Genomic DNA, 15148 nt, shown 5'->3' on the forward strand with positions numbered 1-15148 from the left:
TCCGGAGAACCCCGACAGGCCCGCGGGAACCGGCGGTCGCTCGTTGCGGTGGTCGCGGGACCGTACGCCCCGTACCACCGGGCTTCCGTACCTCCCCCGGACGGCACGGAAGCGGCTACGATCACCCGTCGACGAGCGACGGGGGGAGCCTGAGCCGTGCGTGAGGGAGAGAGGGAGCGGCGTGGCGGGGACGACGCCACGCCGCGCCGTGTCGGGCCGTACGTCCTGGAACGGCTGCTCGGCGAAGGGGGGATGGGGGAGGTCCACCTCGCCCGGAGGGCCGACTCGGGCGACGGCCTCCCGGTGGCGTTGAAGGTCGTACGCGCCCGGTTCGCCCACGACCCCGACTTCCGGGCCCGGTTCCGGCGCGAGGTGGCGGCCGCGCGCAAGGTCGACAGCCCGTTCGTCGTGCCGCTGGTCGACGCCGACACCGAGGCCGCCCGGCCCTGGCTGGCGACCGTCTTCGTACCCGGTCCGACACTCTCCGACGAGGTCCGGTCCTCCGGTCCGCTGCCGGAGGACCGGCTGCGGGAGCTCGGCCGTGCGCTGGCCGGCGCGCTGACGGACATCCACGCCGCGGGCCTGGTGCACCGTGACCTGAAGCCGTCCAACGTGCTGCTGCATCCCGACCGGGGGGCCCAGGTGATCGACCTGGGCATCGCGCGTGCCGTGGACGGGACGCGGCTGACGGCGACCGGTCTCATGGTCGGCTCGGCCGGCTTCATGGCACCCGAACAGCTGACGGGTGACGGCGCGGGTCCGGCCGGCGACGTGTTCGCGCTGGGCGCGGTGCTCGCGTACGCGGCGACCGGCAGACCCCCGTTCGGCGGCGGGCCCGCGCACCGGATCGGCCACCGGACGCTGACCGGGGAGGCGGACCTCGACGGGGTGCCCGCCGCGCTGCTGCCGCTGCTGGTCTCCTGCCTCGCCAAGGATCCGGCGCGGCGGCCCACTCCGCACCGGATCAGGTTCGCGCTCGACGGGTCCGCCTCGTTACCGGGGCCCGGTCCGGCCCGGACGGTGCCGCTGGGCCCGGGACCGTCGCCGTCCTCGCAGGCACCGGACCCGAGCCGGCCGCCCCGCCCCTCTCCCGTTTCCGCGCCCGCGTCCCCCCGTGCTCGTCGGCCCGCCGGCCGCCGCCGGCTCCCGCTCGTCGCCGGCGCCCTGGCCGTCTTTCTCGCGGGCACCCTGGCCGCGGGCCTCCTGACACTGCGCGGCGAGGACAGCCCGTCCGACGGCGGCGGTGCCGAGGACCGGGCGTCGACCCGGCCGTCGCCCTCGGTCCCGGCGCTCGCCGAACCGGTCAGCGCCCTCGGCCCGGCCGTTCCCCGGGGCGGCTGGTCGCGGACCTGGCAGGACACCATCATCCACTACGGCACGAACAAGGCGGAGTACGAGAAGGCGACGGAGAAGGGCCACGACTACGCCGTCGAGGCGTGGCTCACCGACCGTGTGCTCGCCCGTGTCGGACACCGCTCCGTCCAAGGGCTGTCCCCCGACACGGGCCGGGTCCTGTGGACGCTGAAGCCACCGGCTCCCGGGATGGTCCCCTGCGCCGCCTCCCGCACCGCGCCGGACGGCATCGGCGCCGTGCTCTTCGGCGCGGCGGACGAGGACGGCGAGCGGCACGGGACCTTCGGCTGCGACCGCGTCGTCGCGGTGGACCTGGCCTCCGGCACCTCCCTGTGGGAGCACCGCCGGCCGGGCGACCCGTACACGAACTCCGGCATCGACTCGGACGTCCTGGACATCGGCGGAGACCGCGTGGTGGTCATGACCGGCGACCTGGTGACCGCGTGGCACCTACGCGACGGCGCCCCCGCCTGGTCGCACGAGGGCAGCCACGACAGGTGCGCGATCAACGGGATGGCGGTCGGGCAGTCCAGTGTCGTCGAGGCGCTGACCTGTCCCGTCACCGAGGACTCCCGGCTCGACGACCGTCCCACGACGGTCCGTTCGGTGAACATCGCCGACGGCCGGGTCCGCTGGACCTCCACCGTCCCGGACGACGTCCCCGTGGCGCGCGTCGAGACGGCCGAACCCCCGGTCGTCAGCCTGCCGGGACCGATCGGCGACACCGAGGGCCCCATGATGGTCTTCAGCAACGAGGGGAAGCCGGGTCCGCAGCTCCGCGAGACCCAGCCCCAGGGCACCCTCGGCGCCTGGGCCCGCAACCGTTTCCAGCTCACCCCCGCCTTCTTCGGATGGCGCGACACCGCCGTCACCCTCACCCAGCAGGACGGCCTCCGGCAGACCGGCATGGACGGGGTCGCGGCCCTCGACTCCCGCACCGGGAAGATCCGCTGGCACCGTCAGGCACCCGACGGTTCCTCCCCGGTGATCGCGGGCGTCGACGACCGGGGAGTCCTGGTGGTCCACGTGACGGAGCCGGGAACCACCGCCCTGGTCCGGTACGCGCTGGACGACGGCACGCCGACGGCGGCCGGGGAACTCCCCCGGCTGCCGGACCGCGCGGAGTTCGACGGCGTCCGCCTGTACGGAGACCGGCTCGCGCTGATGACCGGTGAACACAACCTGCTGACCAAGGGGATCATGATGTTCAAAGCCTCGGGGAGCCGGTCGTGAACGAGGGGACGACCCCGCCGGCGCCGGCGGACCCGGAGCGGATGGGCGGTTACCGGATCCTCGGCCTGCTCGGACAGGGCGGCATGGGCCGGGTGTTCCTCGCCGAGGACGCCGAGGGCCACCGGGTCGCGCTCAAACTGGTCCACGAGGAGTTCACGGCCGATCCGGAGTTCCGCAGGCGCTTCAGCCGCGAGGTGGAGGCGGCGGGGAAGGTGCTGAGCTTCTTCACCGTGCCGCTGGTGGACTCCGGCGCCGACGCGGAGACGCCGTGGCTCGCCACGCAGTACGTCCCCGGCCCCTCGCTGAGCGCCGCCGTGCGCCGCGACGGGCCGCTGCCCGTGGAGCGGCTGTGCTCGCTCGCCGCCGCACTCGGCGAGGCGCTCATCGTCATCCACGCGGCGGGCATCGTGCACCGCGACCTCAAACCGTCCAACGTGCTGCTGGCCGACGACGGCCCCCGGGTGATCGACTTCGGCATCGCCAGGGCGGTGGACTCGGAGGAGCTGACGGGCACGGGCCATGCGCTGGGCACCTTCGGCTACGCGCCTCCCGAGCAGATCGTCGCGGAGGAGCCGGTCGGGCCGGCGGGTGACGTCTTCTCCCTCGGCGGCGTGCTGCTGTACGCGGCGACCGGCCGTGACCCCTTCGGCGAGGGCCCGCCGGCCGTGCTGGCGTACCGGACCGTGTACGAGGAACCGGAACTCGACGGCCTGCCCGAGGAGCTGACCGCGCTCGTACGGCGCTGCATGGCCAAGGACCCGGCGCTGAGGCCCGCTCCGCGCGAGGTGATCGCCGCCGCCCGTGCCGCGCAGTCGCGCATACGCGTCGGCACCGGCCCGGTTCCCGCCCGTACGGCCGAGGAGCCCACGTCGTACCGCATCGCCCCGCCCGCGCCCCCGTCCCCGGCCGCCGCCGGCTCCCGCCCGGCTCCGGGGACGGCCGCAGGGGCGCGTGCGCGGCGCCGTCGCCGGGCGCTCACCGGCGCGACGGCCGCGGCGGCCGTCGTCGCGCTGGCCGTCGCGGGCGTCATCTACCTGCCGGACCTGGCCGAGGAGGACCGGAGCACGGACGGCACGACCGGCGAGCCGTCCGGCATCGGTCCCGCCGCCGACGGCGTCGACCCGCTCCCCGACGTCACCGCGAAGGGCGACCGCCGGGTCGCGTGGACCGCACAGCCGGGGGTCTCCGAGGTCGACTCGGAAGTCATGGGCGCCTGGCTGACACCCAGGGCACTGGTACGCATCGACGCCTCCGGCATCCGGGGCTTCGCCCCACGCACCGGAACCTCCGAGTGGACCGTCCCACCGCCCGTCAAGGGCCTCGTTCCCTGCGGGGCCTCGGACGCCGGGACGGCGACCAGCGGCGGCGTGGGACTCGTCAGGTTCGGCAGGGCCTACACCTCGCCCGCCGCCTGCGACGTCGCCGCGGCCCTGGACAGCGGCACCGGCAGACTGCTGTGGCACCGGCGGGTCGGTGAGGCCCCGCGGCACGTCGCCTCGGTCTCCGGCGACGTGATGGTGGTGTCCGGTGAGAGGGGCCTCCTCGGGCTCGACCGGGCCACCGGCAAGACGGTCTGGACGTACCCCTGGAGCCGGGGGGACTGCGAAGTGGACGACGTGGTCCCCGGCGTGCGCACGATCGCCGTGTCCGACACGTGCGACCGGGAGGACCTCGACACCAGACGCGTCGTCGAACTCGACATCGTCACCGGCGAGGCCCGCGCCACCCACGAGGTCGAACGGAGCGGGGCCACCCCCGTGGAGGTCGTGGCGGCCGAGCCCCTCGTGGCCCGTTACGCCGACCCGTCCGGCGACGTGTACCTGAGCATCCTCGGATCCGCGGGCGGGAAGCCGCTCGACCTGCCGGTCAAGCAGTCCTTCGGCACCCTGCGGCGCTCCGGCGCCCTCGTCGGACGGGACGTGCTGGTGATGGAGGCGCAGTCGGGCCCGGGCGGTACCGCCCGGGGGCTGGCGGCGATCGACCTCGGCACGGGAAAGGTCCGCTGGCACACCTCCCCGCGGGAGGAGGTCCTCGAACTCGACCCGCTGCGGATCCAGGGCGACTCGCTGTACGCAGTGGAGGGCGAGGACACGGAGGGCCTCGGCGACTGGCTGTTCACCGTACGGCGCCGCTCCCTGGCCGACGGCACCGTGACCGGGACCAGCAGGCTTCCCACCGCCTACCAGCGGAACCACCCCGACCGGCTGCTCGCCTCCGGTGGCCTCCTCGTCCAGGTCAACTCGTCCGACGACTACGGCCTCGCGGCCTTCGACACCTCGCCGGGCGGCGGTCAGTGAGCGTCGCGGGCCGCCGCCTCCGGACCGCCCCCGGCCTGGACACCGCCACCCGCCAGGACATCCTCTACGCCACGGCCCGCGCCGGCATGGCCCTCGACCTCGCCCACCCGACAGCAGCGCGGCGGGAACTCGAACGCCTCGAAGCAATCGCGCGACGCTGTGGCGTGGAGCCCTGAGAACCGAGCGACAACGGCCGCGGGCTTCCCCGGGCGTCGCTCGGAGCAGCGGGCGAGGAGGCTGCTTCGGCAGCCCCTGCTTCCCGGTGGGCCGACCGCCCGCCGTGCCCGTCCTCAGTCGACCTCCCGCACTCGTGCAGCGGTCCGTTCGGCGAGCTCGCGGACGCCCTTGGCGGCGTTCTCCGAGAGCTCGCCGAGTACGGCGTCGGCCGCGGTGAGGAGGGCACGGGCCTCCTCGGGGCGGCCCGCGTCGGCCAGGGCGAGGGTGAGCCGGTAGTGCTCCTCGGCGATGAAGCGGCCGAGGTTGACCCGCTGCCAGTGGCGCAGTGAGTCGTCACCCGGAGTGGCCAGGGCGTCGCGCACGGCGGCCAGGCTGTCCACCGCCTGCGGCAGCCGGCCCGCCTCCCGCTCCAGGCGGGCGAGGGTGTGCCGGGCCGAGGCCCGGTCCCACGCCGTCTCCTGGAGGGCGGCGTACAGGCGCCGGGCGCGCAGCGCCTGGGGAAGGTCGCCGAGTTCCTCGAAGTCCTGGGCGAGCCCGCTCAGCGGAGCCGTGGCCAGGGTGCGGGGCGCCCCGGGGCGGCGGAGTCTGCTCTGGTCCATGACGATGGTGTCGAGTTCGCGGATCAGCGTCACCCGCGCGAGTTCCGTCATCCCCTGGTCCCGCGCCAGGTCGGTCCAGGTGGAGACCGGCTCGTCCGACGGGTCCGTCCCGAACATCGACTCGTCGAGCTCCCGCGCCCACCGCCGCAACTCGTCCGCGCTCGCACCCGGTTCCGGCACACCGCCCAGGCCGCACGCCGTGTCGAAGTCCGTCTCCCGGACCTCGAGCAGCAGCGGCAGATCTCCGGTGTCCCCGTGAAGCCCGACCAGCACGGCCGCGAGCCGCAGTTCGTCCGTCATCGATGACCGTGTCTCGTGCCGCAGCAGATGCCGTAGCAGCTCCGGATCGCCCTCGGTGCGGTCGAACTGCGCGGCCCGCAGGGTGATCCGGCGCCGGACCGGGTCCTCGGCGACCTCACGCCATGCCGTGGGGTCGCCCTCCCGCAGGCGGGCGAGGTCGGCGCGGCCCGCCGCGAGCACGGGCTCCCACAGCGGAGGGCCGGCCGGACCCAACCGGTCGTAGGCGCAACCCTCGTCCGCGTTGAGCAGCACGAAGTCCGGCTCGGTGCGCAGCAGGGCCGCACGCAGTCTGCCCACCAGCTCGACCGGGGAGCGTTCCGGGAAGCCCAGCGCCGCACGGAGTCCGGCCCGCTCCTCGTCGATTCCGTAGTACTCACGGATCTCGTCCTCGGTCTCCGCGACGCACGCCAGGATCTTCTCCTCGCCGTCGTCCGGCGACAGAAGCAGGCAGTCGCGCCAGCCGGGCAGACCGATCACGAGCTCCAGGGCCTCGTCGGCACTGGAGCCGATGATCCCCGCGGCGCCCTCCGAGTCGGCGTAGAGCACCGAGCCGTCCGCGCACACGAAGTACGTGCCGCCGGTGTCGTCCCCGGCCACCGTCTCCAGCGGCCCGCCCGAGGCGAGGCGGACCTCCTCGACATGGCCGTGGGCGGCGCGGTCCAGGTCGAAGCCGAAGGGAAAGGCGGCCAGTTCCGCCAGGCGGCGGTCCTGCCGCAGCAGCCGTAGCGCGTGATCGGTCATGTCGCGGAAAGTAACACCGCCCACCGACCGCGGACTCGCGGCCCCCGCGGGAGACCACGCGGACAGGGGTACGGTCATCGTCGGCGATTCGGGCGTCCGCGCCCACCCGGACACCCGGGAACTGATCGACTTCGACCGCCCCGTCGCCGTCGTCCTCAGCGCCGTCCTCCACCACGTCAACGACGCGGAGGACCCGGCCGGGATCGTCCCCGCACCCCTGTGGCGCCCCGACCCGGTCGGCAGCAACCCGTGGGGCGCCGGCGGCACGGAACGGGAGCTCACCGTCCGGGAACGCCTCATCGCCGCCGGACTGGCCCGGAAGGCGTAAACGAGCTATGCGTCCCCGTCGTCATCGCGCAGGGAACGGATCATCCTCTGCAGGATGCGGAACGCGTCCGACTGCTCGGTCTCGGTCAGGTCGGCCAGCATTCCGGCCTCGACGGACCGGACGGCCGCGCTCGCCTTCTCGAGGCTCCGTCGGCCGCGAGGCGTGAGTCGCGCGGGAAGCACCTTCCCGACGGACGCCTCCGCGGGCCTGGTCACGTAGCCGTCCCGTTCCAGGGCCTGGAGCAGCACGTTCATCGTCTGCCGTGTCACGAACGCGCCCCGCGCGAGCTCGGAGTTCGACAAGCCCGGTCGTTGCGCCAGCAGTTCGAGGCAGGAGTAGTGCGTCACGCTCATGCCGAGCGGCCGCAGCACTTCCTCCATGGCCGCACGGAGAGCGCTCGACGCTTCTTTGAGCAGGTAGCCCAGTGACGTCTCCAGGTCGACGCCGACACCTTTTTGACTCATGTCAGTATTCTGACATAAGTTGACGCGTGTCAGAAAACTGACATGAAAGGAAGGAGTATCATCATGCCCGCCACCGGCCCCGACTTCATCTCGCTCCAAGTGCGCGACCTCGACGCTTCACAGACGTTCTACGAGCAGTACCTGGGCCTCGTCCGCTCGCCGGCCGGCCCTCCGCACGCCGTCGTCTTCGAAACGAAGCCGATCGCGTTCGCAGTCCGCGACATCGTTCCCGGAACCGACCTCGCATCCGTCGCTCAGCCCGGCATCGGTGCCGCGATCTGGCTCCACGCCACCGACGTCCAGGCCATCCACGATGCGCTCGTCGCCGACGGTCACACCATCGTCTCCGCACCGGTCGACGGCCCCTTCGGTCGGACCTTCACCTTCGCCGACCCCGACGGCTACCAGGTCACGCTCCACGACCGCGCTTGATCGACCAGCGGACACGGCCGCAAGGAACGCGCGGGCTCGTACGGCGAGGGTGACGTGCCGGTACCGGCGGCGAGGTGGCAGGCGATCCCTTCCGGGCGGGCCGGGCCGCGGCGGGCCGGTACCCACCGGCCGTGCGCGGGGTGGTCGCCGTCGAACTCGTGGACGGCCGGCGGTTTCGCCGCGGCCCGGCCGTGGACGCGTGTCCCCTTCGCTCCCTCACCGCTGGAGTACCGCTGGTCACCTTGTCGGTGAAGACGCAGGCACGGGTGGTGGACTGGGCGGCACCCTCCCGCGGAATCCGTCCGCCCGGGGATCGCGGAACGCCGGTGGGCGGGCGGCGTCACGGGGGAGGATGGCCGTCATGACGGTTGAAGGCTCCTCCATCGACTCCACCAGGCCCAGCATCGCCCGCGTCTACGACTACCTGCTCGGCGGCAAGGACAACTACGCCGTGGACCGGGAGGTCGGCGACGTGTTCTTCCGGGACCTGCCCGGTTCGGTGGCCATCGCCTTCGCCAACCGCGCCGCCCTGACGCGGGCGATCGCGCAGATCGTGACGACCACCGGCGTGCGGCAGTTCATCGACCTGGGCAGCGGTCTGCCGACCGCCGACAACGTCCACCAGGTCGCACAGCGGCACGCCCCGGAGTCCCGGATCGTGTACGTCGACAACGACCCCCAGGTGCTGGTCCACGGCTGTGCGCTGCTGGAGCAGAACGACCGGACCCGGGTCGTCCGGGCCGACGTACGCGACCCCGAAGGCGTCCGCACCCACCCGGACACCCTGGAACTCATCGACTTCGACCACCCCGTCGCCGTCATCTTCAGCGCCATCCTCCACCACGTCAACGACGCGGAGGACCCGGCCGGGATCGTCCGCCACTGGCGCGACCACGTGCCCTCCGGGAGCCACTTCTTCGTCAGCCACTTCCGTTCCGGCGACAACCCGGAGACCGCGGAGGCCGAGCGGGTCCTTCAGCAGACCTTCGGCCGCGGCCGGTGGCGCACCGACGAGGAGATCGCCTCCCTGCTGGACGGCCTGGAGATCCTCGACCCCGGAATCGTCCCCGCACCCCTGTGGCGTCCCGACCCGGTCGGCAGCAACCCGTGGGGCGCCGGCGGCACGGAACGGGAGCTCACCGTCTGGGAACGCCTCATTGCCGCCGGACTGGCCCGGAAGGCGTGAGGCCCGGGCAGGCGACGCCTGCCCGCCGCACGCGCCCCGCCCCCGCCGCACCCGACCGCACCCCGCCGAGAGCCCCGTACGTCGCGCCCCACGGCCACCGCCCGGGCAGGAGGGCGGGCCGGAAAAGCTCACCGCACGCTGCTGCGGCCCACGTCCTGCAGTCGCCCGGTGTCCACCGGCTCCCGGGTGCCGCCGTGCGTCAGCACGACGCCGTCGCCGGTGCTGTCCGCGCGCCAGAGGTCGCCGTGCCGGTTCTCCCACTCGACGAAACTGCCGGAGGCGTCCTCGAGCAGCCCCAGTTCCCGTACGAGAGTGGCCAGGGGAGCGAAACCGCGGGCGTCGCCCTTGCTCGCGCTGCCGGTGCGGGTGTTGTCGTAGCGCATCTTGACGAACGGCACGGGGGCGCGGTCCAGCTTGTTCGGCTGGAGCATCTTGCGGAACCGGCCCCAGGCCTCCTCCTCGTTCTCCCGGCCGGAGATCTCACTGGCGTAGGCGGGGAAGACCGCGTAGGTGACGGCCGAGAGTTCGCGGTTCTCCGTGGCGTGGTAGCCGTGCACCTCGGCCGCCGCCACGCCCACGGTGTCGAACACGGACCCGGGATGCCGGAAGCCTCCGATCCCCACCAAGGGCCGCCCTTGTCCGACGAACTCGCCGTCGTGTGCCCTCGCGTGGGCGAGCAGCGCCGTGACGAGCCCCTCGTCGTAGGGGCCCCGCACGTTGACCTGCAGGTTGTGCTCTCCGTCGGTGGAGAGCGCGGCGGTGAAGGTGAACATCGGGTTCGGCGACCAGCGCCACGCCGATTCCAGGCCGGAGACGGGCGTCGCGCCGGGCATGGCGGGCAGGACGGATGCAGGGTTCATGGGGTGGCTCCTGTGCCGGGGTGGGGCCCTAGCTGCATGAGTAGAGGTTGGGGTGGACATCCTGGCGGTAGGTGGCGTCCATGAGCGCACCACCGCGTGAGTTCTCACTTCGCGTCATGGGTTCCATGTTGTCCGGGTCGTTGTAGAAGTCGTTGCGCACGGCCCGGTCGGAACGGTAACCCGTCTCGTTCCAGTGATCGACCACCGGTGTCAGGTGCTCGTACGTCAGCTGGTCGAACGGAATGATCTCACCTGCGGAGTTGCGCCAGGTCAGGTCGGATCTCGGGATGCGCTCCATGATCTGACGGCCCTGGGCGTCGACCCGTCCGGTGGACCGCATCGGTGTACGGCCCTGCGCGATGCCCTCGTCGGTCCACGTCGCGGCCATGGCGTCGTGGGTCGACTGGCGGTAGCTGCCGGGATACTCGGTGTCCCGGTTGTGGGTCTGCGCGGGCGTGTCCGGGTCCCTCTCCCACCGGCCGCGCTCGCCGCGGACCCGGGCGAGGCCCAGCGGGTCGATCAGGAGGAACGGGTTGCCCACGTAGGCGTAGTCGTTCGGGTCGGGGCCCAGTCCCAGCGGGTCGGCGCTGGTGTAACGCGCGGTCTCGGGGTCGTAGTAGCGGAAGTAGTTGTAGTGCCAGCCGGTCTCGGCGTCCGCGTACTGTCCGGCGAACCGCAGGGGGCAGTCGGCTTCCGGCGTGGTGTGCGGTGCGTCCGCCGGCATGCCCCAGGCGGTGAATCTACGGTGCCAGACGATCCTGCCGTCCGCCGCGACGAGTTCCGTCGGTGCCCCGACGAGGTCGGTGACGATGGCGTAGAAACGGGCGTCGACGTCCGCCCGCCCGCCGCCGGTCCCGGTCCCGTCCGCCGCCTGCCGGGCCGGGCCGTCGGTCACCGTCTGGGCGAGGGGCCGGTAGGAGCCGGGAGCGTAGTCCCACGTGGTGACCGTGCCGTCGGTCTCGGTCTGCTCGGCCAGGCGTGTTCCGTCCCAGACGAACGTCGTCTCCTCCAGCACGCTGCCGCACGGTCCCAGACGGCGTTTGCCGACGCGCCGGCCGTCCGGGTCGTAGGTGTAGTGCCACTCGGATCCGTCCGGGGTCACCGCTCTCACCAGGCGGTCCTCCGGGCTCCACCCGTAGTGGGAGGTTCGTCGTCCACCACTGAGGAGACGGACGGTCTTGCGGACCAGGCGTCCCTGGCTGTCGTAGGCGTAGGAGGTACGTCCGGCCCGGCGCAGTCTGGTTCCGTCGAACTCCCGGGGCTGCGGGTCCGGCGCGCCGGTATGCGGGGAGGCCGTGACGAGGTTGCCCGCCCGGTCGTACCCGTAGGTCTCCTCACGGTCGGCGGACCTGACCGCGGTCGGCCGGCCGACTGGATCCAGGTCGAACCGGCGGCTCTCACCGAGGAGTTCGTCGATCTCCCGAAGCGCACCGTCGACGTCGTACGCGTAGGTGCGGTGCTGCAACAGGTCGCCGCTGTCGCCGCCCGGCCGGCTCAGCGACTGCTCGGCCAGCCTGCCCGCACCGTCCCAGCTCTGGTGGAGCACCGCCGCCGTGCCCATGGTCCTGCGGATCTCCCGGTGGGCGTCGTCGTAGTCGAAGCGCAGCTCACCGCCGGAGCCGCTGAGTGTCCGCGGGCGGCCCGCCGCCTCGTACGTCCAGGTGGAGACGATGCCCGAAGGGGTGCGTCGGCTGACGCGTCGGCCGAGGACGTCGTAGGTGTACGTGGTGGTCCGGCCGTTGACGGTCTCGGTCAGGGTGCGGCCGAGGGCGTCGTAGGTGCGTTCGACCGTCGTGTCGCGGTTGGCCGCGCGCAGCAGGGAACCGGAGCTGTCGTACACGTAGGTGGTGACGTCGTCGGCCGTCCGGTACCGCTGTGGCCGGCCCAGCAGGTCCACGGTGATCTCCGTGGTCTGTCCGGCGCCGTTCGTCCACGACACCCGCTGCCCGGCCGCGTCGTGGGCGTAGGTGAGGGTGCGGCCGTTGAAGTCCGTCTCCCGGATCAGTCGGTTGGCCTCGTCGTAGACGTAGTCCCAGGTACGGTCGTCCGCGCCGTGGACGCGGGTCAGGTTCAGTTCCGTGTCGTACGCGAACGTGTGGCGCCCGCCGTCCGGTGTCGTGCGGGAGACCGGCTGGTGGAACTGCGTGAACTCGAAGTCGGTGACCGCACCGTCCCGGCCCGTGTGGGAGACGAGGTTTCCCTCACCGTCCCAGCGCCAGGACTCGGTGGCGCCTTCGGGGAAGGAACGCCAGGAAGCCAGTCCCTCCACGGTCCAGCCGAACCGGTCGGTGACGCCCGCTCCGTCGGTCACCGCGGTCACGCGGCCGAAGGAGTCGCGCCGCGCCCTGACGGTCCGGCCCTGCGGATCGGTCAGGGCGACAGGAAGGCCCGCCCGGTCCGTCTCGATGCGGCGGACCTGTCCCAGTGCGTCGGTGACCGTCACGGGCCGTCCCTCGCCGTCGTACGCGTAACGGGTCGTGGCACCCGTCGGGTCCGTGACGGACAGACGGTTGCCACGGTCGTCGTACGTGTAGGTCCAGGCCGAGCCGTCCGGGTCGACGAGCCGGCGGGTGCGGCCCGCCTCGTCGTACTCGGCACGGATCGAACTCCGGTCGGGTCGCACCACCTCGACCAGGTGCCCGGCCGCGTCGAAGACCTGCCGCGTGGTGCGGCCGAGCGGATCGGTCCAGGAGACCAGCCGTCCCCGCTCGTCCCATTGCCGGTGTGTCGAGGCTCCCAGGGGGTCGGTGACCGCCACGAGTTGCAGACGTTCGTCGAACCGGTAGGTGGTGGCCCGGCCGAGGGAATTGAGATAGGTGTTGACGCGCGCCTCGTCGTCATAGGCCAGCGAGCAGTCCAGGAAGCCCTGCGCACCCCTGCCCGCCGTGACCCGGTGCCGTTCGTCGTAGGTGTAGCGGTACCAGCCGCCGTTGCGGTCGGTCCAGCCCGTGATGCGGGACTCGGCGTCGTAAGTGAGCAGGAAGTCCCTCCCCTCCGCGTCGGAGACGCTTCGGAGATTCCCCTCGGTGTCATAGCCGTAGCGTCGTACGACCGTCCACGACGAGTCCGCGTCCGTGCCGTACCCGTCCTCCGGCGAACTGAGGACCCGCAAGTCCGTCACGCGGCCCTGCACGGTGCCGACGGCCACGTGGTACCCGCCCGAGTGGCGGATCTCGGCGAGGGTGCCCTCCGCGTCGCGGACGAAGTCGATCCGGTGCCCGTTGCGGTCGGTGACGGCGACGAGAGGCAGGGTGTAGGCGGAATCGTCCCCGCCGCGTCGCTTTCCCGGGGCGAAGTGGTGCGTCCGGCCGGACTCCTCGTCGTGCACGGTGATCATGCCGCGGTCGTCACCGCTCCACCGCAGGGACCGTCGGGGGCCCTCGAGGGGCACGGTCTCGGTACGGGGTGACGGGACGGGGTAGACGAGGAGCATGCCGTCCTCGGTGGCGTACACCACCCCCTGGTCGTCGATCTCCAGCCGCTGATCCAGCGTGGAGGCCCAGCTCGCCCCGAAGCAGCGCCCCCAACGGTAGGTGGAGACGTGGGTGCGCCGGATCACCAGTGGCAGGATCCCGGCGAGTTCCAGGTCGACCTGCTCCATCAGCATCTCGCCGGACACCATGTCGATCGGGTCGCCGCCCCTGCAGCGCCCCTTGTACGGCTTGGCTTTCGCCAGAAGGTCCCCGGCACCGGAGCGCAGTGACTTCAGGCCGCCCCGCACGGCCGCGCCCATGCCCTTCATGCCCTTGGCCAGCGCACCGAGGGAGGTGAGACCCTTGCCTCCCGGTATGCAGTCCAGGGCCGCCAGTCCCACGTCCCACAGGGATGCTTGGCCCTTGCGGTATTTGTTGAGGGTGTCGGCCAGCACGACCAGCGCGGCGATGACCACGATCGCGCCCAGGATCGGCCCGCCGATGATCATCGCGACGATGCCGACCACGGCGACCACCACTTTGCAGACCGCGACGATGGTGTCCCAGTTGTCGACGAACCAGTCCCCGACCTCCTCGTACCACTTGCGGTTCTGGATGCCCGCGTCGGACGCCTCCTCCAGCTTCCGCTTCGCCTTCCCCGCGGCGTCCTCACGCATCCTGCGCGCGTCCTCGGCCATCTTCTTGGCGGCGTCCAGCGCGCTCCGGGCGGCCGTGACGTCCGACTGGGCGGCGGTATGGGCCGTCTTGGCCTTCTGCGCGTCCCGGGTCGCCGCGCGTACCTTCGCCTCGTCCGGTTTCTCGACGTCCTTGCCGCCGGTGGGATCGTCCTTGTACTTCTCGGCTTCCCTGTTCGCCCGCGTGACCCAGGAATCGGCGGACGAGAGGCGCGACGTGGCCGAGGAGAGGTCGGCCTGCGCTTCGCGGCCCTTCGCCAGAGCCCTGTCCGCCAGGGCCTGGGCGCGCTCCAGTTCGGGCCAGTAGGCGGCGAGGGCGTCCCCCGCCAGACCGTACGACTTCTCCAGCTTCTTGAGGTTCTTCGGCACCCCGGAGAACTCGTCCTGGAACACCTCGGCGGTCTTCCCCGCCCACGTCAGGACGGCCTGCTCGGCCGCCATCCCTTTCACCAGACGCAGCGCGTCGGAGACGTCGTCGGCGAAGTCGTGCAGCTGCTTCGCCAGCGACCGCACCCGGTCCGGGTCCCCCGGCGTCGGATCCTTCTCCAGGTCCAGGACGTGCCAGTCCGTCGGCCGATACCCCGTCACCCCACTGCCCCCGTCACATCCGCCTCACCGGCAACCAAGCATGAGCGAAGCTACCGTGGCATGCGCATGAAAGAAAACAGACATCATCGAACAGGATTGCAAGCCGACAACCACCCTTGAACGGCCCGCCCACTGTCACGGCTGTACCGTGCACCGAAGCGGGCCGTACACGTGCCGGGCCTGTCCCGTTCGGCCGATGGCGGGGGGCAACACCGGTCAAGGCCTCACCGCTTGAGGCCGACTCCGCCATGGCCTTCACCGCGCCCCCGCGAGGGGCCCGGCCGCGCGCCACGGACTTCGGCACCCTCTCGTCGCACGCCGGGAACCCGGCCGGTTTCCTGATCCACCTCAGTGGCCGCGAGGAGATCCGGAACGATCCGGTCGCCGGCGCCCCGGACACACCCCCTCCGGGAGATCACGCTTCACCCTCGACGAGACGAGAAAGATCGATGGCCCCGACCGTTTCGGTCGGGGCCATCGAT

Annotated in this window: 9 protein-coding genes and 1 pseudogene; 6 read left to right on the forward strand and 4 right to left on the reverse strand. The window is 72.3% G+C overall.

From position 1 onward, the window contains the following. The first annotated feature begins 156 nt into the window (after window positions 1-156). Genes ACFV5H_RS13295 through ACFV5H_RS13305 form a run of 3 tightly spaced genes read left to right on the forward strand, consistent with a single transcriptional unit; the run spans window position 157 to window position 5059 of the window. Window positions 157-2586 carry a protein kinase gene (locus tag ACFV5H_RS13295; RefSeq protein WP_385194657.1) on the forward strand — a complete coding sequence of 810 codons (2430 nt, stop codon included), beginning with the start codon at window positions 157-159 and terminating at the stop codon, window positions 2584-2586. Beyond that, window positions 2583-4883: a protein kinase gene (locus tag ACFV5H_RS13300; RefSeq protein WP_385044381.1), complete on the forward strand. Its 2301-nt coding sequence runs from the start codon at window positions 2583-2585 to the stop codon at window positions 4881-4883. The genes ACFV5H_RS13295 and ACFV5H_RS13300 overlap by 4 nt, the downstream gene beginning before the upstream one ends. Then, window positions 4880-5059: a hypothetical protein gene (locus tag ACFV5H_RS13305; protein WP_385044379.1), complete on the forward strand. Its 180-nt coding sequence runs from the start codon at window positions 4880-4882 to the stop codon at window positions 5057-5059. Before ACFV5H_RS13300 ends, ACFV5H_RS13305 begins: the two co-directional genes overlap by 4 nt. Window positions 5060-5173: 114 nt before the next feature. Here ACFV5H_RS13305 and ACFV5H_RS13310 read toward each other — a convergent pair whose 3' ends face one another. Then, window positions 5174-6700, reverse strand: a complete 1527-nt coding sequence (locus ACFV5H_RS13310) for a hypothetical protein (protein ID WP_385194659.1) — start codon at window positions 6698-6700, stop codon at window positions 5174-5176. A 91-nt stretch (window positions 6701-6791) separates the two neighbouring features. Between ACFV5H_RS13310 and ACFV5H_RS13315 the strand changes: the two are divergent. Beyond that, window positions 6792-7028 (forward strand): annotated as a pseudogene (locus ACFV5H_RS13315) (SAM-dependent methyltransferase); the annotation flags it as partial. A gap of 5 nt (window positions 7029-7033) precedes the next feature. Here the strand turns inward: ACFV5H_RS13315 and ACFV5H_RS13320 are convergent. After that, on the reverse strand, window positions 7034-7492 hold the full coding sequence (locus tag ACFV5H_RS13320) for a MarR family winged helix-turn-helix transcriptional regulator (RefSeq protein WP_385194661.1): 459 nt from the start codon (window positions 7490-7492) through the stop codon (window positions 7034-7036). Window positions 7493-7555: 63 nt separating this feature from the next. On the opposite strand from ACFV5H_RS13320, the gene ACFV5H_RS13325 reads away from it, so the two are divergent. Together ACFV5H_RS13325 and ACFV5H_RS13330 are read left to right on the forward strand one after the other, a co-directional pair. Continuing rightward, a complete protein-coding gene (locus ACFV5H_RS13325; protein WP_385044368.1) occupies window positions 7556-7924 on the forward strand; it encodes a VOC family protein in 369 nt (122 codons plus the stop codon). Window positions 7925-8276: 352 nt separating this feature from the next. Beyond that, window positions 8277-9110, forward strand: coding sequence for an SAM-dependent methyltransferase (locus ACFV5H_RS13330; protein WP_385194664.1), 834 nt, complete (start codon window positions 8277-8279; stop codon window positions 9108-9110). Between the two features lie 128 nt (window positions 9111-9238). Here ACFV5H_RS13330 and ACFV5H_RS13335 read toward each other — a convergent pair whose 3' ends face one another. Next, the gene (locus tag ACFV5H_RS13335; RefSeq protein ID WP_385044362.1) at window positions 9239-9970 is read right to left on the reverse strand and encodes a hypothetical protein; all 732 of its coding nucleotides are present in this window, start codon (window positions 9968-9970) and stop codon (window positions 9239-9241) included. 28 nt (window positions 9971-9998) lie between these two features. Continuing rightward, window positions 9999-14666, reverse strand: coding sequence for an RHS repeat-associated core domain-containing protein (locus ACFV5H_RS13340; RefSeq protein WP_385194666.1), 4668 nt, complete (start codon window positions 14664-14666; stop codon window positions 9999-10001). Window positions 14667-15148: the final 482 nt, after the last annotated feature.

It is taken from the genome of Streptomyces sp. NPDC059787, assembly GCF_042732315.1.
GTDB classification, from domain to species: Bacteria; Actinomycetota; Actinomycetes; order Streptomycetales; family Streptomycetaceae; genus Streptomyces; species Streptomyces atrovirens.

Bases quoted from the DNA above. Each gene is read 5' to 3' on its own strand.
- ACFV5H_RS13320 (WP_385194661.1), bottom strand. From the start codon at position 7,492: ATGAGTCAAAAAGGTGTCGGCGTCGACCTGGAGACGTCACTGGGCTAC.
- ACFV5H_RS13335 (WP_385044362.1), bottom strand. From the start codon at position 9,970: ATGAACCCTGCATCCGTCCTGCCCGCCATGCCCGGCGCGACGCCCGTC.
- ACFV5H_RS13325 (WP_385044368.1), top strand. From the start codon at position 7,556: ATGCCCGCCACCGGCCCCGACTTCATCTCGCTCCAAGTGCGCGACCTC.
- ACFV5H_RS13310 (WP_385194659.1), bottom strand. From the start codon at position 6,700: ATGACCGATCACGCGCTACGGCTGCTGCGGCAGGACCGCCGCCTGGCG.
- ACFV5H_RS13330 (WP_385194664.1), top strand. From the start codon at position 8,277: ATGGCCGTCATGACGGTTGAAGGCTCCTCCATCGACTCCACCAGGCCC.